The organism is Bacillus sp. FSL W8-0770, assembly GCF_038008705.1.
In the GTDB taxonomy this organism is placed as follows: domain Bacteria; phylum Bacillota; class Bacilli; order Bacillales; family Bacillaceae_G; genus Bacillus_A; species Bacillus_A cereus.
The window spans coordinates 3,743,016-3,767,765 of record NZ_JBBOZR010000001.1 but is presented as its reverse complement, the minus strand read 5'-3'; the positions used below and the strand labels follow the sequence as shown (position 1 = coordinate 3,767,765).

Here is a 24,750-nt window from a genome sequence, read left to right as displayed (position 1 = left end):
CTGCTAAATTTAGCGGGGGATTTTTCACTTGAAATAACGTGTTATTTCATCGGAGGAATGAAATTGTTCATTCGTAAAATACCAGTTAAATGATTAAAAAATAGTTCTTTTTCTGGGAAAGTTGTAGATGGTTTTACAGTAAAGGTAGCCACTTTTTTCCCGAGTTGTTCTGCCGTTTCTTCAAATAAAATGACACGTTTACTTTTTTTATTTTCAAATACAGGAATGCCTTCACGACATATGTATAATGGTTGGAAATCACCAGTAGTAGTTGGTTTTAATATTACAACAAGCGAACACACTTTTTTATCGTTTTTTATCGTTTCAAATTGTAACATATGTGCTATACGTTCTTGATTTGTTTTGGCAATTTCAAGTAATTCATATAAATCAGAGTAGCCTTCTCCAAGTTCTATAAAGCGTTGAATCATATCTTTTCCTCCTCTTTCTTTTACTGTACCATTTCACTTTTTAAATGAAAAGCACACAAAGAAAAAAAACCCTGCATAGCAGGGCCCTTCTTATACTAGCATGTACTAGTAAGAAGGCAAAGGGAGAGGAGAAACCGGAGGAAGAACTTATGGGGAAACGTAAGTCTTCTCCGCGGTTGGCAACAACATCGAAGGTGATGTTGTTATAATTATTTATGTCCAATCTAAATGAAGATATACATAATGAAATTAAATTTTATGTTGGGCTTTTTATTTTTCTTTTTTTTATTTTGTGATAGGATAAAAAAGATAAAGTGGAACTAATATACATATTGGGTTCATATTAGTGAATGATGAGATGAATACATAAAAATAACGAGAGGTTATTTGAGGCCGAGTTTTTCTATAGTTAGGTGAATGTGGTTTGTTAACGGTTACCGAAGTGGGAATGGCTTTCTATAATCGCTCGATAGATTGAAATAAAGGTAGTGACAACAGATGAGAGTAGTTTCAGGAAAATGTAAAGGACACCCACTTAAAGCGGTTCCTGGTAATACAACACGTCCAACGACAGATAAAGTAAAAGAATCTATTTTTAATATGATAGGTCCTTATTTTGATGGTGGTATCGCCCTTGATTTATTTGGTGGTAGTGGTGGTCTTGGAATTGAGGCTTTGAGCAGGGGGATCGATAAAGTAATTTTTGTTGATCGGGATAGTAAAGCAATAAAAGTAATTCATCAAAATTTAGAAAGTTGTAGAGTACAGGAACAAGCTGAAGTATATCGAAATGATGCTGAACGTGCAGTAAAGGCGTTAATAAAACGTGAAATGTCATTCGATCTTATATTAATAGATCCTCCATATAAAGAGCAAAAAATTGTATCTTTAATTAGTGTAATGGATCAATATGGATTGCTACATAGTGATGGATTAATTATGGCAGAGCATGGTAATGATGTAGTTTTACCTAATTCAATAGGAAGGCTTGTAAAAGTACGAGCTGAGAATTATGGGATTACTGCAATATCGATTTATAAGTATGAAGGTGAGGGGACAGAATGACAAGTATAGCTATTTCTTCAGGAAGTTTTGATCCAATTACCCTTGGGCATCTGGATATTATTAAAAGGGGAGCAAAAGTATTTGATGAGGTGTACGTAGTCGTTTTAAACAATTCATCAAAAAAACCATTCTTTTCAGTTGAAGAGCGATTAGAACTAATTCGAGAAGCGACAAAGGATATCCCGAATGTAAAGGTAGATTCGCATAGTGGGCTATTAGTAGAGTATGCAAAAATGCGTAATGCAAATGCAATATTACGTGGTTTACGAGCAGTTTCTGATTTTGAATATGAGATGCAAATTACTTCTATGAATCGAAAATTAGATGAAAATATTGAAACATTTTTTATTATGACAAACAACCAATATTCATTTTTAAGCTCGAGTATTGTAAAAGAAGTTGCGAGGTATGGAGGAAGTGTAGTGGATCTTGTACCCCCTATTGTAGAGCGTGCTTTAAAAGAAAAGTTTCAAACCCCGTTAAAGTGAACGGGGTTTTTCTTTATACGTGCGCAAAAATAATAAAATAACATATAAGTATAGACAAAATAATGTAAAAATTGGTCCATAATGTATAAAAGATGTCCAAATTTCATGTAGTATAGAAGGATGCTCGGATAAAAATACAGGAATATCTTTTGGCATAGGTGAGAAAGAACTCACTTTCTCATAAAATGGTGTCCAAAATACAAATGTAAAAATAGGGGCAAGAATACTTTGAATAATTCGTGCGAAAAAATAGGGTTTAAATCGGATATCTGTTTCAGCTAATATGCTAGCAACTTGTGCCTGAATAGAAAGACCGCTAAATGCTAAAATGAAGCTTGTTACCATAGCTTGTTGTAAGAGCGGTGTTTCATTTATTTGACTAATCATTTGGCTTCCGAGTGTCATTTCGAAAATACCTGATAATATAGGTATACTAAAATCTGTACTTAGTTGGAAGAATGATAAAATATGTTGCATAATAAAAGAAAGAGCTGCTGTAATGTGGAATACAGTAATCATTTTATTTAACACAGAGAATAAAATAATAAATCCGCCAATCATAAGTAATGTTTGAATAGAAGAAACAATGGCATCCCCAAGTAATTTACCAATTGGTCTTTTTTCTTGTAAGCGTGTCTCGTGAAGAATTAAAAAAGGGTTTTGAAAGCGACGTTTTTTTGTAGTGTGTGTATTATTTTTGTAAGCGGTATTATCGCCGTAAAAACGCATAATTAATCCGACAGCAAAGTTACTGAAATAATGGGCAGCGGCTAATATAATTCCTAATTTCGGATTATTAAAAAAACCGATAGACACAGCACCGAAAATAAAAAGTGGATTAGAAGAATTTGTGAAAGAAACGAGGCGCTCCGCTTCAATCTGAGTTAAAAGATTGCTTTTTCGTAGTCTAGCGCTTAATTTGGCGCCTGCAGGGAAACCAGAAGCCATTCCCATCGCCCAAACAAATCCGCCTATCCCTGGAACGCGAAAAAGTGGGCGCATGAGTGGTTCTAATATAACGCCAATAAATTTTACAACACCGATACTAATTAGAAGTTCCGCAATGATGAAAAACGGTAGTAGTGAAGGGAATACAACTTCCCACCATATATTTAACCCGCGAATAGAAGCTTGCAAAGCGGCTTGGGGGTGGAGTACAAGAGAAAAGGTTAAAAATAGCGTTGATATGGTAAGGAAAGCGGTTTTCCATTTTTCATACATGTAAGTAAATCCCCCTTTGTCCCAAAAAACGTTCATTTCAGTATACGTGGATACGTAGTGAATTTAGACCATAAGTATGAAAAAGGAATGAAAAAAATTAAAGGGTGAGAAAAATGAAAGAACCAAAGATTGGTTTAGCACTTGGGTCTGGAGGAGCGAAAGGGTTTGCTCATATTGGTGTAATAAAGGTTTTAAGGGAAGCTGGTATCCCTATTCACATGATTGCAGGAAGTAGTATGGGGGCGCTAATAGGTACGTTTTATGCGGCAAGTAGTAACGTTGAAAGATTGTATAAATTGGCATCTGTTTTTAAGCGGAAGTATTATTTAGATTTCACGGTACCGAAAATGGGATTTATTGCTGGAAAACGTGTCAAAGATATGATTAAAATGTTTACATATAATAAAAATTTAGAAGAGTTAGATATCCCGACGGCTGTTGTGGCTACTGACATATTGAAGGGGGAAAAAGTGGTTTTTACAAGTGGGCCAGTTGCAGATGCGGTGAGGGCTAGCATATCTGTTCCTGGAGTGTTTGTACCAGAAAAAATAGATGGAAGATTATTAGTGGATGGTGGAGTCATTGATCGCATCCCAGTATCGGTTGTGAAAGAGTTAGGGGCCGATATTGTTATCGCTGTTGATGTATCTCCAATTAAGGTGAATGGCGATGTTACGTCCATTTATGACGTAATCATGCAAAGTATTGAAATTATGCAGCATGAGCTTGTAATGAATCGGCAAATTGCATCGGATTTAATGATGCGACCAGCTGTAGAGCAATTTAGTTCACGTGCTTTTACAAACATTGAAGACATTATTCGAGTTGGAGAAGTAGAAGCAGAAAAACATGTTTCAAATATTTATTTATTAATTGAGCAGTGGAAGGAGAAACATAATGTTTAAGCGTTTTCGGTTTATATATGCAATCTTAATAGGGGTTATATTGGCGATGTTACTTGTTTACGTACGTTTACCGTATTATATAACAAAACCAGGAATGGCTGCCAAATTAGAGCCTTATGTTCAAGTTGAGGGTGGAACGAAAGAATCTGGTGATTTTATGCTTGTTACGGTTTCAATGGGACCAGCAAATGTGGTGAATTTAATAGCGGCACAGTTTAATAAATATACACATATTTCGAAAGCGGAAGAAATATTGCAAAAAGGTGAGAGTGATGAAGAATATCAATTTCGCCAAAATTATGCGATGAAAGATTCGCAAAATGCAGCAATTTATAATGCATATAAACGTGCAAATCGCTCAGTATCTTTTGAAAATAAAGGTGTATTAGTTGCTGGTGTGGCAAAAGGAATGCCGTCAGAAGGAAAGCTTAAGCTTGGTGATGTTATTATAGCTGTTGACGGAAAAACATTTGAAAAGACGGAGCAATTTATTGAATATATGACAGGGAAAAAAGAAAACGATGCTGTAAGTATTGAGTATATGAGAAATGGAAAACAATTGAAAGAGAATTTAAATGTAAAGACGATTCCTAATGGGAATGGACGTGTCGGTATAGGTGTTTCTATCGTTACGGAAAGAGAATTAGTGGTCGATCCGAAAGTGAAAATTAATTCTCATGAAATTGGTGGACCGTCCGCAGGTTTAATGTTCACATTAGAAATATATAATCAACTTGTGGAAGAAGACTTAACGAAAGGACATGAAATAGCTGGAACAGGTACAATTAATGAAAAAGGAGAAGTGGGCCCAATTGGTGGTATAAATCAAAAAGTGGTGGCTGCTAGCGATGCGGGGGCTGAAGTGTTCTTTGCGCCAAATGAAAAAGGTGCGGAGAAATCGAACTATAAAGATGCACTTGAGACTGCAAAGGATATTAAAACAAAAATGAAAATTGTACCAGTAGATACGCTGGATGATGCGTTAACATATTTAGAAAAGATGGATAAGGAAAAAACCTCTCTGAAATAGAGAGGTTTTTTATAGGAATTTTGTAGTTGTTTCATCATAGCGAATAGGATGGTGTGTTATATCCTGTTTTAATAGTTGTGTGCGTAACGGTTCGTGCATGATGGAGAAATATACAGAGTTTGCTTTTTTCTCTATATCTAAAGCGGCATGGTCGAATGTTTTTGTATGAGTAAGGATTGGAAGTTCGATTTTTTTCTTGTTTTTTGAAAGGTAAGTTTGTCCTTTTTGTGACATGCCTAGCAGGCGAATATATGGTGCGTGTTGTTCTATATTTGCGCTACGTATTTCTTCTTTTGTTGTGTTTGTTAAAATGTGTGTACAAGCTCTTTGTAATCTAGTCCATGTATAACGTTTTGTTTTTAATGCTTCCATGAATGAATAGAAGGAGGAACTGTTTTGTATTTTTGATAAAATACGATGCTCTAAACCTTCTTCTATTTCATATATATGTCGTAAGTCCCCTGGAGACATCGTCATGAGTCTATATTTAAAAAATGAAAAGTATTGTTCCCAATTATGTAATATCCCGTAGTTTTGTTTGTAATTTGCTAAAAGCGAAGTGGTTGCCTGTGGGAGAAAAGGTTTAATTGTTGTAAATGACCCTTCTTCGCTAAAGAGTTGTTTTCGGATGCTTGTTGCGCTTGCAATATGTTGGTCATTAAATGTTTCATCATGATAATGAGAGGCAAATCTTTTTATAGTTTGAGCTTGTATAGAGCTATTTTGTGACAGAATTGCTTTCATATATTGGAAGCCTAAAATATTATTTGGTTGTGACATATCTATGTTTTTTTCAGATGTTAAAATGTGTGAGAAAGCATCCGATGTTGCTTTTGCATAACTATTACCAGCGTCCATGAATTGTTTTACAAGGTAGTTAAAAGTCTCTTCTTCGTTTTTTTGTACGGAGATGGTATTATAAAAATTTTCGATTTGTCCATCCTCACTACCGAAACAAATTTCAGAAACACGTAGGGCATTTAAAATGGAAATAGCACCATTTGCGAAGGTTTCAGCCTTTTGTGTTGCAAAGACGTATGGAAGTTCTACAACAAGGTCTACGCCGTTTGCTAAGGCCATTTTAGTGCGATACCATTTGGAAATGAGTGCGGGCTCACCACGCTGTAAAAAAGGACCACTCATAACGGCAATTATTATATCAGATTGTGTTAACTTTTTTGTCTGTTGCACATGATAAAGATGACCGTTATGAAAAGGGTTATATTCAACAACAATACCACCAGCTTTTATGGTAATCTCTCCTTTCGATGTAGCATCTTTTTGAAAAACGTGATACTCTATATATTATTTACTATGATGACTTCATTATAGTGTAAAGAAAAAACATTGACAAATATAAAATGGCTAGCTATAATTTTGTTTGTTGCCTTGAGGTGATATGATATGAAATGGTCCATCCATCAATTGAATAAATTGAGAAATAAAGGATTGACATTGGATGAGATGGTAGATGTAAGTGAGCTAAAAGAGGTCGAGAAAGATATTCGTGAAATTAATCCTGTTCATGTAACGGGAAGAGTTGATTTTGGCTCCGGTAAGTTTACGTTTCATCTACATATAACTGGAAGCATGGTTTTACCATGTTCTCGCTCTTTAGTAGATGTGACATTACCATTTGACATTAAAACAACTGAGGTGTTCCAAACTTCACAAGAAGAATTTGAAACTGAAGCTGAAATTCATTCTTTAGAAGGAGAAGTACTTGACTTACTGCCCGTAATCAAGGAAAATATACTTTTGGAGATTCCAATGCAAATTTTCAGTGATGATGTTTCTGGTGGAGCACCGACGCAAGGTCAAGACTGGCAAGTGATTTCGGAAGAAGACAAAGAAAAGACTGTTGATCCAAGATTGGCAGGACTTGCAAAGTTTTTTGACAAATAATCGGAAGACTGGTTCAGGCCTTCATATGAAAATAACTATTTCTTTTAAGGAGGTGGGAAGAATGGCTGTACCTTTTAGAAGAACTTCTAAAACAGTAAAAAGAAAGCGTCGTACGCATTTCAAATTATCAGTACCTGGTATGGTAGAGTGCCCAAGCTGTGGTGAAGCGAAATTAGCTCACCGTGTATGTAAAGCATGCGGTACTTACAAAGGTAAAGAAGTAATCAGCAAGTAATTGCGGGAAAATAAACGCAGAAGATATCTTCTGCGTTTATTTTTTTTGTCTTAATCTTTAGTTGTTGTATTCTATCTTTTCTAGTAACTGCATATGCTTAATAAAAAATGCATAGGGAGGACTAGAGAGATGGCGACAACAAGACAAGATGCTTGGACTGATGATGAAGATTTGCTTCTGGCAGAAGTAGTACTCCGGCATATTCGAGAAGGTGGAACACAACTTTCTGCCTTTAAGGAAGTGGGGAAAAATTTATCTCGTACACCAGCAGCATGTGGGTTTAGATGGAATTCTTACGTAAGAAAGCAATATAAAGAACGTATTGAGGAAGCAAAGCAACTTCGTAAAGTAGAAAATTATGAAGTGAAAGAGACAAAGGTGTTAGAACCTACGTCAATTACGTTGAATGATGTTATTGATTTCTTGCAAAATTATAAAGATGAAAACTCTTTAACGGTGTTGCAACAACAAGTTGAATCATTACAAACAGAAAGAGAGCGTCTTCTAGAGCGATTATCAGTATATGAAGAAGAGTATAGAACACTACTTGATTATATCGATCAAAAAAGAAGTGTAATGGTAGCGGAAAGAAACAATGCTCGCTCGAATGAGAAGTTAGAGAAGCTTAAGAAATAAAAAACAGCTGTTATACAGCTGTTTTTTTATTTCTTAAGCCGATTCTTCGTTTGTAACCGCATTCAAATTTGCTTCTGGCTGCCAAATATAAAAATCTCCATCAGTTACTGATACGGGGTTGAAATTTAATTTATCCCAAAAACCAGCTGAATGAATACGTGCTATCGTTTTAATAGGAAATTGCATTTGTTTCGCATGATTTACAAGCATTTGCCCGAATCCTTGTTTTTGAAAAGTTGGTAATACTTCAAGTTTATAAAGTTCTAGGTAGGGACCTGTAATTTCGAATGGTTCTCCACCGTTTCTTTTCATATATAGACTCATACGTGCGATTAGTGATCCGCCATAATAAATACCGTAAAATGGAGATTCACTGTCGTTTTCAATAATGTTTGCTTGTAATTCTTCCAGCATAGATAGTTCCTGGGCTCCGCACCCTTTAAATTTTTTGAATTCATCTAACGTTTTATAATTGATGAGCAAGCGCTCAACTTTTGGGAATCCCATTACATCACATCCTTTTCTTGTCTCGTTGAATGCAGAAAAGTAAAAATATTTATAATAATAGTATAACTCATTTTTTTATTTTTATGAAGAAGATAGTATATTTCTTTTTTTATTTTTTTGAGGATTTGCTAAACTAAGAGTAGAAGCGTATTAATAGGTGGTACATACATAGTGAAAAATGAGAGTATATTTGTTGGGCAGAGGACAGCGGAATTATAGGGCGTACTCAGGTGCTTTAAAAAGATATAAAAGGGGGGAAGGCAAGGGCACTTAGTGTGAATTCCTTGTGTGAAAATGAAAATTGGAATTGTCGGACCAGGTGCTATTGGTCTATTGTATACATTTTATTTACAAAAAAATAACCAAGATGTTACGTTGTTTACAAGAACAGCTAAGCAAGCTGAAGAATTAAATGAAACAGGTGTAACTTGTATTAGAGATGGAAGATGTGAAACAGTATATCCATCTGTTTTACCGATAGAAAGTATGGTAGCGCAAAATTTAGATTATATATTTATTGCTGTGAAGCAATATCATATAGATGACGTACTACCGTTTGTGGAAGGGGCATCATCATTAATCTTTTTGCAAAACGGAATGTCGCATCTTCAAAAGATGCTGAACATAGGGAGTAAAAATATAGCTGTTGGTATTGTAGAACATGGTGCGAAAAAAGAGGGAGGGCATATCGTTCATCATACTGGGATAGGGATAACAAAATTTGGAGTGGTTTGTGGTCAATCTATACATTTGAAAAAAATATTCAATTATTTTCCTTTTGCTTATTTTCCAGTTCAAATAGAAACGGATTGGGAAGAGATTATGCATAAAAAATTAGTAGTAAATGTATGTATCAATCCGTTGACAGCACTATTGGGAGTTAAGAATGGTGAATTAATCACGAATCGTTTTTTTTATCAAATGATGGAGCAAGTGTTTCAGGAGGCAGCATTTCTTATTAGAGGAGAAAAAGAAATGGTATGGCAAATGGTACGAAATGTGTGTGAAGGAACGTCTCGTAATACATCTTCTATGCTAGCGGATGTAAGAGCGAGTAGACAGACGGAAATTAATGCGATTGTTGGATACGTATTAGAAGAAGCTAAGAAACAGCAACGACCAGTTCCGACACTTCAATTTTTGTTCGATGCAATAAAAGGTTTAGAAACAAGAGTATAAGTGTTATTCTTTGCTTTTACGTGAAACATTGACTACAATGTGGATTGGTGAGAGAACTGGATACGAAAGGAAGAATTATATGGAGATAAAAGAAATCTCTGTTCCGCAACAAGGTATTGTAGCGGACTATATGAACGGTAAAAAAGAGATACAGTCATGTTTTGATTATATGTTAACAGAAGATGCTTTTAAACAACGTTTACATGATTTGCGTGAAAGGGAGTTTTTCCGCCAAGATTTAGTAGCGCATTTATTAGAATATAATACAAAATTACAAGCGGGAGAATCTACACTTCAAAATGTAAAAGCGCTTGGAGATGAAAATACATATGTTGTTATAGCTGGACAACAAGCGGGGTTATTAACTGGACCGCTTTATACAATTCATAAAGTTATTTCAATTTTACAGCTTGCAAAGGAAAAGGAAGAAAGTTTAGGAGTTAAAGTTGTCCCTGTCTTCTGGATTGCGGGTGAAGACCATGATATGGATGAGATTAATCATACTTTTGTAGCGAAAAATAAAAAGATGAAAAAAACTATTTTTTATGACCGTAATCCGAAAAAGGCAAGTGCTTCTGAGTCTGAACTTTCTGTTGAAGATTGTAGAAATTGGATTGAAGAGATTTTTAAAACATACCCAGAAACAAATTTTACAAAAGATGTATTAAAATTTGTTGATGATGCTTTGAAAAAATCGAATACGTATGTAGATTTCTTTGCTCATCTTATTACGAAAATCTTTGCTAATTCTGGTTTAATCCTTGTTGATTCACATCATCCTGAATTAAGAAAGTTAGAAATTCCATTTTTCAAGCGAATTATAAGTAAGTATAAAGAGGTACAAGAGGGCCTTCGTAATCAGCAGGAAGTAATTAAAGAACTAGGATACAAACCGATTATTGAAACGAAGTCTCATGCAGTGCATATATTCATGGAAATAGATAATGAACGAGTATTGCTTGAAGAGCATCAAGGTAAGTTTGTTGGAAAGGATGGGGCGCATTCCTTTTCATACGAAGAGTTGATTGAAGAGATGGAGAGAAATCCGGCACGTTTTAGTAATAATGTTGTAACACGTCCTCTTATGCAAGAGTATGTATTTCCTACGCTCGCATTTATTGGAGGTCCAGGGGAATTAGCTTATTGGAGTGAATTACAACAAGTATTCCATACTGTCGGTTTTCAAATGCCACCTGTCGTTCCTCGTCTTACAATTACTTATGTGGAGAGAGATATAGCGACAGATTTATTCGATCTGCAATTGAGAGAAATTGATCCGTTTTTAAATGATGTCGATAAACTGCGTGAAAACTGGTTGTCTAATCAAATAGAGGAACCGATTGATGATCATTTTGAAAAGGCGAAAAAAGAAATTGCCGATATTCATACATCTTTACAGCAATTTGTAAAGAAAATAGAGCCAGGGTTAGGTGCGTTTGCAGGGAAAAACGAATTGAAAATTAATGAACAAATTGAACTGTTGGAAAGAATGTTGAAAAGAAATGTTGAGAAAAAGTATGAGGTTCAGCTAAATAAATTCCGCCGTATACAATTCGCGCTTCGTCCATTAGGTGCACCGCAAGAACGTGTGTGGAATGTATGTTATTATTTAAATCAGTTTGGTTTGGATTTCGTTGATCGTGTAATGGAAAACCCTTTTTCTTGGGACGGAAAACATCATGTTATAAAACTATAAAATCTTGCTCTTTGGAGCAGGATTTTATTTTTATTCCGTTGAATTTACTGTGAAGTGATTTTTTTCTGAATTATCAATCAAAAAATGTTAGATATGGCAATTGTGTTGGATACTTAAATATATGACAAAATAGCACAAAATGTAAACGTATTATTCGCTTTTTCGACAGTTTTTTATTTAAATTCCCGCAAAAGATGATAAAATTTAGTATATAATAAAAGAAAATAGCGATTTGTATAGTATGTTGCCTTTGTTGGTAAGTTAAATGAGTCGTTCTTTCGTATTATTTCATTCTCTAAGCTTGAAATATGTGTTTAGAGGAAGGGATACATTCAACATAATTAATTGGAAAAAGAGTAGGTGCAACAATGTTTAAACACGTAACAGTGCTTTTAAAGGAAACAGTAGACGGCTTAGATATAAAGCCAGATGGTACATATGTAGATTGTACACTGGGGGGAGGAGGACATAGTTCTTATTTATTATCCCAATTAACTGAAGGTGGAAAATTAATAGCGTTTGATCAAGATGAGATAGCGATTCAAAACGCGAAAGAAAAGTTCTCTTCATACGGTGAACAGTTTATAACAGTAAAGAGTAACTTCCGTTATTTAGCTGAAAAACTGCAGGAAATAGGTATAACAGAAGTAGATGGTATTTTATTTGATTTAGGTGTTTCATCCCCACAATTAGATACACCAGAACGAGGCTTTAGTTATCATCATGATGCACCGCTAGATATGCGGATGGATCAAGATGCCCCATTAACAGCGTATGATGTTGTAAATAGCTGGTCATATGAACAACTTGTAAGGATTTTCTTCCAATACGGTGAAGAGAAATTTTCAAAACAAATTGCAAGAAAAATTGAAGCTTATCGTGAGAATAAAGCTATTGAAACGACAGGAGAATTAGTAGAGCTAATTAAAGAAGGTATTCCGGCTCCAGCTCGTAGAACGGGTGGGCATCCTGCTAAGCGAGTGTTTCAGGCAATTCGTATAGCTGTAAATGATGAATTAAAAGTATTTGAAGAAGCATTGGAATCTGCTATTGAGATGGTTAAGCCAGGTGGAAGGGTTAGTGTTATAACATTCCATTCATTAGAAGATCGTATTTGTAAAACAACGTTTAAGCGAAATAGTACAACGCCACAATTGCCGCCAGGATTACCGATTATTCCTGATGAATTTAAGCCGAAATTAAAGCTTATTACAAGAAAACCGATTTTACCTTCTGATATAGAGCTAGAAGAAAATAATCGTGCGCGTTCTGCGAAGTTGAGAATCGCTGAAAAACGATAAAAGGGAGAGAGAGGTATGACTAATTTAGCTGTAAAGTACAAACAACAAGCGCAAGAAGAGGTGCAAATTCAAACGCCCCCACAGCAGATGGCTAAGCCGAAGGTTAAAGCGAAAATTACAAGAATCGAAAAACTGTTGTATGTAGCGTTTATTGGCTTTTTATTGTATGCCTGTGTCGCGTTTATTGGAAATAAAGCAGGCCTTTATCAAGTTAATGTAGAAGCAGCGACGATAGAAGAAAAAATTGTACAGCAGCAAAAAGAAAATCAAGAATTACAAGCTGAAGTAGAGAAGTTAAGTCGCTATGAACGAATCGCTGAAGTTGCAAAAAAACACGGGCTAGAAATTAATGCGAATAATGTGAAAGGCCTCAAATAAGGCAATAGGTGTGAAGGAACGATGAAGAAGAATATGACTAAATTTCATACCAATAAGGGAGCAGGTTATTTTATGATATTTTTCCTCCTGCTCTTTTTGCTGTTATTAGCCCGATTTTTTTACATACAATCAACAGGAACAGTTCATAATCAGGATTTAGATGCACTTGCTAAACAAAAGCATAGTAAAAAAGGAGTTCTTGAAGCGAACCGAGGAACCATTTATGATCAAAACGGTCATGTGTTAGCGCAAGACGCAAACTCTTACAAAATGGTAGCTGCACTAAAAGGTGCTAACTCAGTTGAGAATAAAGAAGATACTGCAAAGAAAATTGCAGGAGTACTTGGAAAAGGCGAAGAGGATATTTTAGCTTCTTTAAATAAGGAAGGTAGAAGTCAAGTCGAATTTGGAACGTTAGGCAAGGATTTGACGAAAGAAAAGAAGGAACAAATAGAAGCGTTGAAGTTGCCGGGGATATCTTTTATTACAGAAAATGCAAGGGTGTATCCAAACGGTGATTTTGCATCTTACGTTATAGGTCATGCAAAACCAAATGAGAATGGAACCTCGGTAGGTCAATTTGGCATAGAGAAAAGCTTGGATAAATACTTAAGTGCCTCGAACGGAGAAGTAGCATATACAGGTGATCGTAAAGGTGTGTCCCTTGATGGGGGGAAAGTTAATGTAAAGGCACCTAAAAATGGAGATAACGCTTATTTAACAATCGATCAACGTGTCCAAAGTTATTTAGAAGACGCGATGAAAGCAGCAAGTAAGCAATATGAGCCAGAAAGTTTAATAGGGATTGTTGCAGATCCGAAAACTGGGAAAATATTAGCGATGTCTACTAAACCTAGTTATGACCCTAATGATCGTCAAATTAAATATTTCTTCAATGACGCGATTGCCAATGCATTTGAACCTGGATCAACAATGAAAATTTTCACGTTAGCGGCAGCTATTAATGAAGGTGTGTACAAAGGCCAAGATTATTATCAGTCCGGGACATATCAAGTCGGAAATAGGAAAATAAAAGATCATAACGGTGGTGCTGGTTGGGGCTCTATCACGTTTGATGAAGGGGTAGAGCGTTCTTCAAACGTAGCGTTTGCAATTTTAGGAGATCAAAAACTTGGTCCAGAACGTTTCCGAAAATATATTCATAGTTTTGGATTAGATGAAAAAACGAACATTGATTTATCAGGTGAAGGATCGAATACAATTTTATTTGATCAGCAAATACAACAAGTGACAACAGCTTTTGGACAAGGTTCCACTGTAACACCAATTCAGCTTGTACAAGCTGCAACGGCCATTGCAAATGATGGGAAAATGATGAAACCTTATGCAATTGATAAAATTGTAGATCCGATAACAGACAAAGTAAAATTAGAACATAAGCCAGAAGAAGTAGGAAAACCTGTTACAAAGGAAACAGCAGCGCAAGTAAGACAATTATTAGAACGTGTTGTTACATCTCCGAAAGGTACAGGGACAGCTTATAAAATTGATGGATATTCAGTTGGTGGTAAAACAGGTACAGCGCAAATTCCGGATGGAAAAGGCGGCTATATGACAGGGAGACAGAATTATATATTCTCATTCTTAGGTATGGCACCAATGGACGATCCACAACTTGTTGTGTATGTAGCTGTTAAACAGCCTAAATTAAAAGATGATGAGAACGGTGCACAACCGTTAGCTGATATTTTTAAATATGTAACAAAAAATAGTTTAGAGTATTTAAAGATTAAGCCAAATGAAGTGAAAGATCCGAAAAAACATCTGAAAGAACAACAAACTACTGTTCCGGATGTAAATGGTAAAACGATGGCTGAAGCGGGGAAAGCGATTGATAAAGCAAAACTTCGTCCAATCGTACTAGGTGAAGGGAAAGTACAGCAACAAGTACCAAAAGCGACTGAACAAACATTAAAAGGCGACCGAGTCTTCTTGGTAGGAGATAAGCCTACAATGCCAAATATACAAGGATGGGCACTGCGTGATGTTATGAATTTAGCGAAGACATTACAGCTTAACTTGAAACCTTCTGGTACAGGATACGTAACAGAACAAAGTGTGGCGGAAGGAACATTATTACAACCTGGTACAGAATTAGGTGTCACACTCGTACCGCCACTCGAACCACAGCAAGAAGCAGAAAAGCCGTAATGGTAAAAGAGAATAAGTTCTAATTAAATAAGTACAAGCATATATTGGAACAAGCTAGGCGTAAGGGAGGCTTGTTCCGATATGCGTGTATCAAATGTAACAGTTAGAAAACGACTTATTTTTATACTTATATCAGGTATACTTATTTTCACGATTATCGATATTCGTCTTGGATATGTGCAATTTTTTCTTGGGAATATGTTAACGGATCGTGCGAAAGATTCATGGAGTCGTAATATTACTTTTGAACCCGAACGTGGGAAAATTTTAGACCGAAATGGTGTGGAACTTGCCACGAATAAAAGTGCTCCAACTGTCTTTGTTGTACCGAGGCAAATTGAAAAACCAGCGGAGACTGCAGAGAAGTTAGCTGCAGTATTAGGTGTGGAAAAAGATGAGATTTATAAAAGGATTACAAAAAAAGAATCGATTGTAAGGTTAGATAAAGGCGGAAGGAAAATATCACATGACAAAGCGAAAGAAGTACGAGGATTAAGTCTGAAGGGCGTGTATATCGCAGAGGATTCTATCCGGTACTATCCATTTGGAAACTTTTTATCACATGTATTAGGTTTTGCAGGTAGCGATAACCAAGGTCTTATGGGACTAGAAAAATATTATGATAAAGAGCTAAATGGGGACAAAGGTCATGTGCGTTTTTTTGCAGATGCGAAAGGACAAAGGATGCCTAATGTTGGTGATGATTTCAAAAAGCCAGAAGCCGGTTTAAATTTAGGATTAACAATCGATGCGCGTATTACAAGGATTATGGAAAGAGAAATGAATATTGCGGAGTCAACTTATAATCCTGACGGTATGATTGCGATTGCAATGAACCCTAAAAATGGTGAAGTTTTAGGGATGTCTAGTCGACCGAGTTTTGACCCAGCGGATTTTCAAAGTGTCTCTCCAGAAGTGTATAACAGAAATCTACCTGTATGGAGTACGTATGAGCCTGGTTCAACATTTAAGATCATTACATTAGCTGCAGCATTGAATGAAAATTTAGTAGACTTAGAGAAGGATACGTTTTATGATGATGGAGCAGCTGAAGTAGGTGGAGCTAGATTGAAATGCTGGAAAGCAGGAGGTCATGGCAGTCAAACGTTTTTAGAAGTCGTTCAAAACTCATGTAACCCGGGATTTATTGAACTTGGTGATCGCCTTGGTAAAGACCGATTATTTAAATACATTCGTAATTTTGGTTTTGGGCAGAAGACTGGAATTGACTTGCAAGGTGAAGGCAGTGGGATTTTATTTAATTTAGATAAAGTTGGTCCAGTAGAGCAAGCAACAACTTCATTCGGCCAAGGAGTTTCTGTTACGCCGATTCAACAAGTAGCAGCTGTAGCGGCGGCTGTAAATGGTGGAACATTGTATCAGCCGTATATAGCTAAGGAGTTTATTGATCCGAAAAATAATCAAGTTGTTAGTAAAAAGACACCTGTTGAGAAAAGAAAAGTTATTTCCAAGGAAACTTCAGAAAAAGTTCGTTATGCATTAGAGAATGTTGTAGCGAAAGGTTCTGGTAAAGGTGCTTATATTGATGGATATCGCGTAGGTGGAAAAACGGGTACTGCTCAAAAGGTGAAGGATGGTAAATATTTAGAGAATAATTATATAGTATCTTTTATCGGATTTGCTCCAGCGGATGATCCAGAGATTGTTGTGTATGTAGCTGTTGATAATCCAAAAGGGGTTACACAGTTTGGTGGAGTGGTAGCAGCTCCGATTGTCGGGAATATCCTTCGAGATGCGCTTCCTGTTATGGGAGTGAAACCGAGAAAAGAACAAGTTGAGAAAGAATATAAATGGGGCGATACACCAACTGTGGAAGTTCCGAATTTAATTGGAATGAAAAAGAAAGACTTACAAACACAACTCGTCGATTTGAAGCTTGATATAAGTGGAGATGGAGAGAAAGTAATTAAACAATCACCAGAAGCGGGAGCTAAAGTAAAAGAAGGCTCAAAAATTAGAATTTACTTCGGGAATTAAAGGTAACATAGTACGTTTTATGGTACAATTGGTGGAAGTGAGTTCTTTATAGAACAGTTACTTAATTTGAGACAGTAAGTGTCTCATTCATAAATAGGTCAGTAGCACTTACCTCCTTATATAGGAGGTAATGTGTTGCTTACTGAAAAAAGATAAATAAACAATGTAGAGAGGGTTTAGTGAAATGAAGTTGCATACACTTGTATCATGTTTGCATGATTTTCCAGTTGTTCCAAAAGAAAATCCAGAAATCACATCTATAGAAGCTGATTCACGTAAAGTGAAAGAGGGAAGCTTATTTGTATGTATGAAAGGATATACGGTTGATAGCCATGATTTTGCTAAGCAAGCAGCGGCACAAGGAGCGGCTGCTATTGTTGCGGAAAGACCAATTGATGTTGACGTTCCAGTTGTACTTGTGAAAAATACTTTTCGTTCGTTAGCGGTTTTAGCTGATTATTTTTATGGTCAACCGACACACAAGTTACATTTAATCGGAATTACAGGTACAAATGGAAAGACAACAACATCGCATATTATGGATGAGATTATGCGAGCACATGGTCATAAAACAGGGCTAATTGGAACGATTAATATGAAAATCGGTGATGAAACATTTGAGGTGAAAAATACAACACCAGATGCACTAACACTTCAACAGACGTTTTCAAAAATGGTTGAACAAGGTGTGGACAGCACGGTAATGGAAGTTTCGTCACATGCGTTAGATCTTGGTCGTGTACACGGATGTGATTACGATGTAGCGGTGTTTACGAATTTAACACAAGATCATTTAGACTATCATAAAACGATGGAAGAATATAAACATGCAAAAGGGTTACTATTTGCACAGCTTGGCAATAGTTATAATCATAATCGTGAAAAGTACGCTGTGCTGAATAGCGATGATAATGTAACAGAAGAGTATATGAGAAGTACTGCAGCAACAGTTGTAACATATGGTATTGATACAACAAGTGACATTATGGCAAAAAATATCGTTATGACGAGTGGCGGGACTACATTTACGCTTGTCACACCATATGAAAGTGTAAATGTTACGATGAAATTAATAGGTAAATTTAATGTATATAACGTACTTGCAGCAACAGCAGCAGGACTTGTTTCGGGTGTGAAATTAGAAACAATCATTGCTGTTATAAAAGAACTAGCTGGGGTTCCAGGGCGTTTTGAAGTTGTTGATGGAGGACAAAATTATACAGTTATTGTTGATTACGCACATACGCCGGATAGTTTAGAAAATGTATTAAAAACTGCAAAACAATTTGCAAAAGGTGATGTGTATTGTATCGTTGGTTGTGGCGGCGATAGGGACCGAACGAAGAGACCGATAATGGCAAGTGTTGCAACAAAATATGCAACTCATGCAATTTACACATCAGATAATCCAAGAAGTGAAGATCCAGCGGCTATTTTAGATGATATGGTACATGGTGCAAGTGGGAAAAATTATGAAGTGATTATTGATAGAAAAGAAGCGATACACCATGCAATCACTAAAGCGAAAGCAGATGATATCATTATTATTGCTGGTAAGGGTCATGAAACGTATCAAATTATTGGTAAAGAAGTTCATCATTTTGATGATCGTGAAGTTGCTAAAGAAGCAATTAAAGGGCGTTTAAGCAACGAAGAGTAACAACGTGAGAGGAGGACTACATGTGCTTGAGCAAGGTTTATTAGTAACGGCTGGGGTAGCATTCTTAATTTCTGTTGCCCTTTCGCCATTGTTTATTCCATTTTTAAGAAAATTAAAGTTCGGACAGAGTATTCGTGATGAGGGACCAAAGTCACATCAAAAAAAATCAGGGACACCGACAATGGGTGGTATCGTCATATACGTATCTATGATGGTAACTTCACTTATTATGGCCATTAAGTTTAATTATTTAGGTGCAGAGGTTTCGTTATTACTATTAGTGACGTTTGGTTACGGCTTGATTGGATTTTTAGATGACTACATAAAGGTAGTTAAGAAGAGAAATCTTGGTTTAACATCAAAACAAAAATTAGTAGGTCAGCTTGTTATTGCTATTGCATTCTTTTTAATTGGAAAAGGGCAAGCGTTCCACACATACATCATGATTCCGGGAACGGATGTTAAGTTTGAATTAGGTTGGGCGTATTTCGTACTTGTACTATTTATGCTTATTGGTGGATCAAATGCAGTTAACTTAACTGACGGTTTAGATGGTTTATTATCAGGAACAGCTGCTATTGCATTTGGAGCATTTAGTATTATTGCTGTGGCACAAGAGCAATTTGGAGTGGCGATATTCTGTATGGCAGTTGTAGGAGCTGTACTTGGATTTTTAGTATTCAATGCGAATCCAGCAAAAGTGTTTATGGGAGATACAGGTTCATTAGCTTTAGGTGGAGCCATTGCAGCTGTAGCGATTTTATTAAAACAAGAATTGCTACTTGTAATTATCGGCGGAGTATTCGTAATGGAAACTTTATCGGTTATCATTCAGGTCATTTCATTTAAAACAACAGGAAAACGTGTCTTTAAAATGAGTCCATTACACCATCATTATGAATTATGTGGTTGGTCAGAGTGGCGTGTTGTTGTGACGTTTTGGTCTGCAGGATTTTTATTAGCTGTGTTAGGAATTTATATCGGGGTGTGGGTGTAATTGAAAACTGTAACTGAATTTCAAAATAAGAATATTCTTGTATTAGGCATTGCAAAAAGTGGTTATGCAGCAGCTACATTGTTACAAAAGTTAGGGGCAAATGTTATTGTAAATGACGGAAAGCCTTTAGCAGAGAATGTACTTGCTGCAGAATTACAAGCAAAAGGAATGGACGTTGTATGCGGTGGTCATCCTTTAGAATTATTAGAGAGAAATATTTCTCTTGTAGTAAAAAATCCAGGAATCCCGTATTCTAATCCAATATTAGTTGCTGCGAAAGAAAAGCAAATTCCGATTGTTACGGAAGTTGAATTAGCATATCGTATTTCAGAAGCACCATTTGTTGGGATTACGGGGTCTAACGGTAAAACGACGACGACAATGCTGACATTTGAAATGCTAAAAGAAGGACAAAAGCATCCTGTAATTGCAGGGAACATTGGCACTGTAGCGTGTGAAGTAGCACAGGATGCAAAAGAAAATGAAGTTGTAGTTACAGAACTTTCATCATTTCAATTGATGGGAGTAGAATTGTTCCAACCTAAAATTGCTGCGTTTTTAAATTTATTTGAGGCCCACTTAGATTATCATGGGACGAAGAAAGAATATGGTTTAGCGAAAGCAAATATTTTTAAAAACCAAACAGAAAATGATTATAGTGTAATAAATGCGGATGATGCAGATGTGATGGCTTTGTCTGCGTATTCTAAAGGTCAAAAAATCCTGTTTTCGACAACGAAAGAAATTGAAGATGGCGCGTGTATAAAAGATAACGCTCTTTATTTCAAAGGTGAAAAAGTTGTTGAAGTAAGCGATATCGTTTTACCTGGTCAACATAATTTAGAAAATATTTTAGCTGCGATGAGTATTGCGAAATTATTAGGTACTTCTAATGAAGCAATTACGGTCGTGTTAAAACGTTTTACGGGTGTAAAACATCGTTTAGAATATGTAACAACGATTAACAACCGTAAGTTTTATAATGATTCAAAAGCAACGAATATGTTAGCGACTGAGAAAGCACTATCTGCGTTTACACAACCGATTGTGTTACTAGCAGGTGGGCTTGATCGCGGAAATGAATTCGATGATTTAATTCCGTATTTCAAAAATGTAAAAGCGATTGTAACATTTGGACAAACAGCTCCTAAACTAGTAAGAGCGGCAGAAAAAGCGGGATTAGATATAATTGAAAGTGTCGATACTTTAGATGAAGCAGTGGTGAAGGCTTATGCTCATTCTAAAGATGGCGATGTTGTTCTTCTTTCTCCAGCGTGTGCAAGCTGGGATCAATTTAAAACATTTGAAGAAAGAGGAGACATTTTTATACAAGCTGTGCATAAACTTATATAAAGTAAATCAAAACATCAGTAGGCTAACACCTACTGATGTTTTGTTACATAGGGCAAAAGTTTCTGCCTAAAGAGGTGGTGTTTGTGGGTAATGAAGAAAACGCCTGATTTTATTCTCATCATCGTAACACTTTCATTGTTGACAATCGGAATGATTATGGTTTATAGTGCGAGTGCAGTTTGGGCCTCTTATAAAATGGGGGACTCATTCTTTTTTGCAAAAAGACAATTACTGTTTGCGGGTCTTGGTGTAGTAGCTATGTTTTTTATTATGAAAATTGATTATTGGGTGTGGCGTACGTATTCAAAAGTGATTTTGCTAGTTTGCTTCATTCTTCTTATTCTCGTTCTTATTCCTGGAGTAGGTCTTGTTCGAGGAGGAGCACGAAGTTGGATTGGAATCGGAGCATTTTCGATTCAACCGTCAGAATTTATGAAGTTTGCGATGATTATTTTCTTGGCAAAGTTTTTAGCAGAACGGCAAAAATTGATTACATCTTTTAAACGTGGTTTATTACCGGCCCTTAGTTTTGTGTTTCTTGCTTTTGGGATGATTATGTTACAGCCAGACCTTGGGACAGGAACGGTAATGGTTGGGACATGTATCATTATGATATTCATTTCGGGAGCGAGGGTCTTTCACTTTGCAATGTTTGGTTTGATTGGTGTAGCAGGATTTGTAGGGTTAATTGCATCAGCACCGTATCGAATGAAACGCATTACATCATATTTAGATCCGTGGTCAGATCCGCTCGGGAGTGGATTTCAAATTATCCAATCATTACTTGCAATTGGACCTGGTGGATTATTTGGGCTTGGACTTGGACAAAGTAGACAAAAATTTCTTTATTTACCTGAACCACAAACTGACTTTATATTTGCGATCTTATCCGAGGAATTAGGTTTTATTGGTGGTTCATTTGTGTTATTATTATTTAGTCTATTATTATGGCGCGGGATTCGTATCGCATTAGGAGCGCCAGATTTATATGGTACGTTTTTAGCAGTAGGTATTGTGGCGATGATTGCGATTCAAGTAATGATTAATGTTGGTGTTGTAACAGGACTGATGCCTGTTACGGGTATTACCTTGCCGTTTTTAAGTTATGGTGGATCAAGTTTGACATTAATGTTAATGGCAGTAGGTGTATTATTAAATATAAGTCGCCATTCTCGCTACTAAACCCTGTTTATAAGACAGGGTTTTTCGTATGTGTGTAAAAATGCAATATGTATATAGAAATAAGTATAATGGAAATAAGAAAAGAGAAGCGGAGGAGTTAGTAGTGCGTGTATTAGTGAGTGGTGGGGGTACTGGTGGTCATATTTATCCAGCTCTTGCTTTAATTAGAGAAATAAAAAAGTTAAATCCAGAAGCGAGATTTTTATATATTGGTACGGAAAATGGACTAGAGAGTACAATCGTTCCAAAAGCAGGTATACCATTTCAATCTATTGTTATAAGTGGATTTAAACGAAAAATATCATTAGATAATGTGAAAACAGTAATGCGTTTTCTAAAAGGTGTACAGGATAGTAAACGATACATTCGTCGTTTTAATCCGGATATCGTAATTGGAACGGGTGGATATGTATGTGGACCAGTTGTATACGCTGCAGCCAAATTAGGTATTCCAACTATTGTACATGAACAAAATAGTGTACCAGGTGTAACGAACAAGTTTTTAAGCCGTTATGTTGATAAAGTTGCTGTTTGTTTTGAAGCAGCTATAGAGCATTTTCCAGAGTCAAAAGTGGTAATGACAGGTAATCCACGAGCATCAGAGGTAATGGATCAAAATGGAATGAAGGGGAAACGTTCAGTTGGGCTTTCTCTTCCTAAAAAGTCTGTACTTATATTTGGTGGAAGTCGTGGGGCTAGACCGATTAACGATGCCTTCGTTGAAGCAATTGAACAGTTTGGGAACAAAAGCTACGAAATACTATATGTAACGGGTGAAGTACATTATGATAAAGTGATGGAAGCCGTGAAGCAAAAAGGGAACCCAAGCAATGTTATTATTAAGCCGTTCATTCATAATATGCCAGAGGTACTAACTGGTGTAGACCTTGTTGTTTCAAGGGCTGGGGCAACAACACTTGCAGAATTAACAGCGTTAGGAAAACCAAGTGTGTTAATACCGAGTCCGTATGTAACAAATAATCATCAGGAAAAGAATGCACGTTCAGTTGTTGATAAAGGAGCGGCAAAAATGTTACTTGAAAAAGATTTAACAGCTGAAACGCTTATTCGTGATATTGATGAGATTTTATTGAATGCACAAACATTACAAAATATGAAGCTAGCGGCTAAGCAACTAGGTATTCCAGATGCAGCAAATAAGCTGTATGAAGTAATGAATAAGCTTGTAAAAAAATAAAGTGAGGCTTTAATCAGTGGGGAGTGATTCTCTCTCGTTGATTATTATCTTTCACTAATCGGATGTTTACTGACATCCTGATTCCGCCTAATTTCTTTGTTATCGCCGAATTTTGATTTAGGAGCTGTACTGCCCGTAAATAGAGGGATAACGTTAGGTGAACGCCCTGCATATTATTGTCATAAGGAGACTTAATATGGGGGAGATTGTCTATGGAACAATTAGTAAATGAGCTTATAGAAGCAGACGTTGGTCGTGTTTTAGTTAACGAGCCGTTAGCACGTTATACAACTATGAAAATAGGTGGACCAGCGGATATTTTAATTGTGCCAAAGCATGTAGCCGGTATTGAAAAAACATTACAGTTAGTAAAGCAATACAAAACGAAGTGGACTGTAATTGGTCGGGGTTCAAACCTTCTTGTATCTGATCAAGGCATAGAAGGTGTTGTTATTCGTTTAGGAGAAGGATTAGATCACTTAGAGGTCGAAAAACATAAGGTAAGAGTTGGTAGTGGATATCCTCTTATTAAATTGTCAACTTTACTTAGTCGTCAAGGGTTAGCTGGATTGGAGTTTGCGAGCGGTATTCCAGGAAGTGTCGGTGGTGCAGTATATATGAATGCAGGTGCACATAAATCGGATATATCGAGTGTATTATCGAAGGCTCTCATTCTGTTTGAAGACGGTACAATTGACTGGTTAACGAATAAAGAACTGGAGTTTTCTTATCGGTCATCTGTATTGCAAACGAAACGTCCTGGTATTGTTTTAGAGGCGGAGTTTCAATTACAGGCGGGAAAACGTGAAGAAATTGTACGTAGCATGCAAAATAATAAAGACTACCGCCGTGAAACGCAACCATGGAATCATCCGTGTGCAGGAAGTATATTTCGGAATCCAATCCCACATTTTGCAGGAGATTTAGTAGAAAAAGCAGGGCTTCGTGGTTATAGGATTGGTGGAGCTCAAATTTCTGAAATGCATGGCAATTTTATTGTTAATACCGGGGGAGCTTCAGCGCAAGATGTATTGTCTTTAATTGAATTAATAAAACATACAATTAAGGATAAATTTGATGTAGATATGCACACAGAAGTAGAAATCATTGGAAGATAACGGTTATTCGTTCCGCTCATTATCATTTATGTTATAATAAGAAGATAAGAACGGCATGAGGAACATGCCGTTCTTTATGTTACATAGGGGGATCG

General features: G+C 36.3%; 23 protein-coding genes. 19 read left to right on the top strand and 4 right to left on the bottom strand.

Annotated features, from left to right (window positions below):
- Positions 1-41 precede the first annotated feature (41 nt).
- Positions 42-431 (bottom strand): DUF7147 family protein, encoded by a 390-nt coding sequence (locus NST27_RS19200; RefSeq protein ID WP_000616018.1) that lies wholly within the window; start codon positions 429-431, stop codon positions 42-44.
- Positions 432-929: 498 nt separating this feature from the next.
- On the opposite strand from NST27_RS19200, the gene rsmD reads away from it, so the two are divergent.
- Entirely contained in the window at positions 930-1,496 is a 567-nt protein-coding gene (rsmD, locus tag NST27_RS19195; RefSeq protein WP_047386722.1) for a 16S rRNA (guanine(966)-N(2))-methyltransferase RsmD, read from the top strand.
- Positions 1,493-1,984, top strand: coding sequence for a pantetheine-phosphate adenylyltransferase (gene coaD, locus NST27_RS19190; RefSeq protein ID WP_000200601.1), 492 nt, complete (start codon positions 1,493-1,495; stop codon positions 1,982-1,984). Before rsmD ends, coaD begins: the two co-directional genes overlap by 4 nt.
- Here the strand turns inward: coaD and ylbJ are convergent.
- A complete protein-coding gene (ylbJ, locus tag NST27_RS19185; RefSeq protein ID WP_000273083.1) occupies positions 1,976-3,205 on the bottom strand; it encodes a sporulation integral membrane protein YlbJ in 1,230 nt (409 codons plus the stop codon). The two genes, coaD and ylbJ, sit on opposite strands and share 9 nt — an antisense overlap.
- 113 nt (positions 3,206-3,318) lie before the next feature.
- On the opposite strand from ylbJ, the gene NST27_RS19180 reads away from it, so the two are divergent.
- Both NST27_RS19180 and NST27_RS19175 read left to right on the top strand, forming a co-directional pair.
- On the top strand, positions 3,319-4,110 hold the full coding sequence (locus NST27_RS19180; RefSeq protein ID WP_000662590.1) for a patatin-like phospholipase family protein: 792 nt from the start codon (positions 3,319-3,321) through the stop codon (positions 4,108-4,110).
- Positions 4,103-5,140: a SepM family pheromone-processing serine protease gene (locus NST27_RS19175; protein WP_000476280.1), complete on the top strand. Its 1,038-nt coding sequence runs from the start codon at positions 4,103-4,105 to the stop codon at positions 5,138-5,140. The genes NST27_RS19180 and NST27_RS19175 overlap by 8 nt, the downstream gene beginning before the upstream one ends.
- A 9-nt stretch (positions 5,141-5,149) precedes the next feature.
- Here NST27_RS19175 and NST27_RS19170 read toward each other — a convergent pair whose 3' ends face one another.
- On the bottom strand, positions 5,150-6,331 hold the full coding sequence (locus NST27_RS19170) for a nucleotidyltransferase (RefSeq protein ID WP_002000715.1): 1,182 nt from the start codon (positions 6,329-6,331) through the stop codon (positions 5,150-5,152).
- Between the two features lie 213 nt (positions 6,332-6,544).
- Between NST27_RS19170 and NST27_RS19165 the strand changes: the two genes are divergently transcribed.
- From NST27_RS19165 to NST27_RS19155, 3 genes are all read left to right on the top strand, one after another.
- On the top strand, positions 6,545-7,045 hold the full coding sequence (locus tag NST27_RS19165; RefSeq protein ID WP_000872149.1) for a YceD family protein: 501 nt from the start codon (positions 6,545-6,547) through the stop codon (positions 7,043-7,045).
- A gap of 61 nt (positions 7,046-7,106) precedes the next feature.
- Positions 7,107-7,280, top strand: a complete 174-nt coding sequence (gene rpmF, locus NST27_RS19160) for a 50S ribosomal protein L32 (protein WP_001984764.1) — start codon at positions 7,107-7,109, stop codon at positions 7,278-7,280.
- A 129-nt stretch (positions 7,281-7,409) separates the two neighbouring features.
- Positions 7,410-7,916, top strand: coding sequence for an RsfA family transcriptional regulator (locus NST27_RS19155; RefSeq protein ID WP_000246468.1), 507 nt, complete (start codon positions 7,410-7,412; stop codon positions 7,914-7,916).
- 33 nt (positions 7,917-7,949) lie between these two features.
- On the opposite strand, the gene NST27_RS19150 is transcribed toward NST27_RS19155, so the two are convergent.
- Positions 7,950-8,423 (bottom strand): N-acetyltransferase, encoded by a 474-nt coding sequence (locus NST27_RS19150; RefSeq protein ID WP_000506695.1) that lies wholly within the window; start codon positions 8,421-8,423, stop codon positions 7,950-7,952.
- A gap of 294 nt (positions 8,424-8,717) precedes the next feature.
- Here NST27_RS19150 and panE point away from each other — a divergent pair, with 294 nt between their 5' ends.
- From panE to murB, 12 genes are all read left to right on the top strand, one after another.
- On the top strand, positions 8,718-9,602 hold the full coding sequence (panE, locus tag NST27_RS19145) for a 2-dehydropantoate 2-reductase (protein WP_000690047.1): 885 nt from the start codon (positions 8,718-8,720) through the stop codon (positions 9,600-9,602).
- Positions 9,603-9,681: 79 nt separating this feature from the next.
- A complete protein-coding gene (gene bshC, locus NST27_RS19140; protein ID WP_000403027.1) occupies positions 9,682-11,298 on the top strand; it encodes a bacillithiol biosynthesis cysteine-adding enzyme BshC in 1,617 nt (538 codons plus the stop codon).
- 368 nt (positions 11,299-11,666) lie between these two features.
- On the top strand, positions 11,667-12,599 hold the full coding sequence (gene rsmH, locus NST27_RS19135; protein WP_000472508.1) for a 16S rRNA (cytosine(1402)-N(4))-methyltransferase RsmH: 933 nt from the start codon (positions 11,667-11,669) through the stop codon (positions 12,597-12,599).
- 15 nt (positions 12,600-12,614) lie between these two features.
- On the top strand, positions 12,615-12,977 hold the full coding sequence (ftsL, locus tag NST27_RS19130) for a cell division protein FtsL (RefSeq protein WP_000182804.1): 363 nt from the start codon (positions 12,615-12,617) through the stop codon (positions 12,975-12,977).
- 21 nt (positions 12,978-12,998) lie between these two features.
- A complete protein-coding gene (locus tag NST27_RS19125; protein WP_000739958.1) occupies positions 12,999-15,149 on the top strand; it encodes a penicillin-binding protein in 2,151 nt (716 codons plus the stop codon).
- A gap of 81 nt (positions 15,150-15,230) precedes the next feature.
- Complete coding sequence (locus NST27_RS19120; protein ID WP_001266237.1) at positions 15,231-17,147, top strand: stage V sporulation protein D; 1,917 nt, start codon at positions 15,231-15,233, stop codon at positions 17,145-17,147.
- 184 nt (positions 17,148-17,331) lie between these two features.
- A complete protein-coding gene (gene murE / locus NST27_RS19115; RefSeq protein ID WP_000766316.1) occupies positions 17,332-18,807 on the top strand; it encodes a UDP-N-acetylmuramoyl-L-alanyl-D-glutamate--2,6-diaminopimelate ligase in 1,476 nt (491 codons plus the stop codon).
- 22 nt (positions 18,808-18,829) lie between these two features.
- The gene (gene mraY, locus NST27_RS19110; RefSeq protein ID WP_000893061.1) at positions 18,830-19,804 is read left to right on the top strand and encodes a phospho-N-acetylmuramoyl-pentapeptide-transferase; all 975 of its coding nucleotides are present in this window, start codon (positions 18,830-18,832) and stop codon (positions 19,802-19,804) included.
- The gene (gene murD, locus NST27_RS19105; protein ID WP_000860116.1) at positions 19,805-21,157 is read left to right on the top strand and encodes a UDP-N-acetylmuramoyl-L-alanine--D-glutamate ligase; all 1,353 of its coding nucleotides are present in this window, start codon (positions 19,805-19,807) and stop codon (positions 21,155-21,157) included.
- 90 nt (positions 21,158-21,247) lie between these two features.
- Entirely contained in the window at positions 21,248-22,339 is a 1,092-nt protein-coding gene (gene spoVE, locus NST27_RS19100) for a stage V sporulation protein E (RefSeq protein WP_000753520.1), read from the top strand.
- 103 nt (positions 22,340-22,442) lie between these two features.
- A complete protein-coding gene (murG, locus tag NST27_RS19095; RefSeq protein WP_021728036.1) occupies positions 22,443-23,537 on the top strand; it encodes an undecaprenyldiphospho-muramoylpentapeptide beta-N-acetylglucosaminyltransferase in 1,095 nt (364 codons plus the stop codon).
- A 212-nt stretch (positions 23,538-23,749) separates the two neighbouring features.
- Entirely contained in the window at positions 23,750-24,655 is a 906-nt protein-coding gene (murB, locus tag NST27_RS19090; RefSeq protein ID WP_000437025.1) for a UDP-N-acetylmuramate dehydrogenase, read from the top strand.
- Positions 24,656-24,750: the final 95 nt, after the last annotated feature.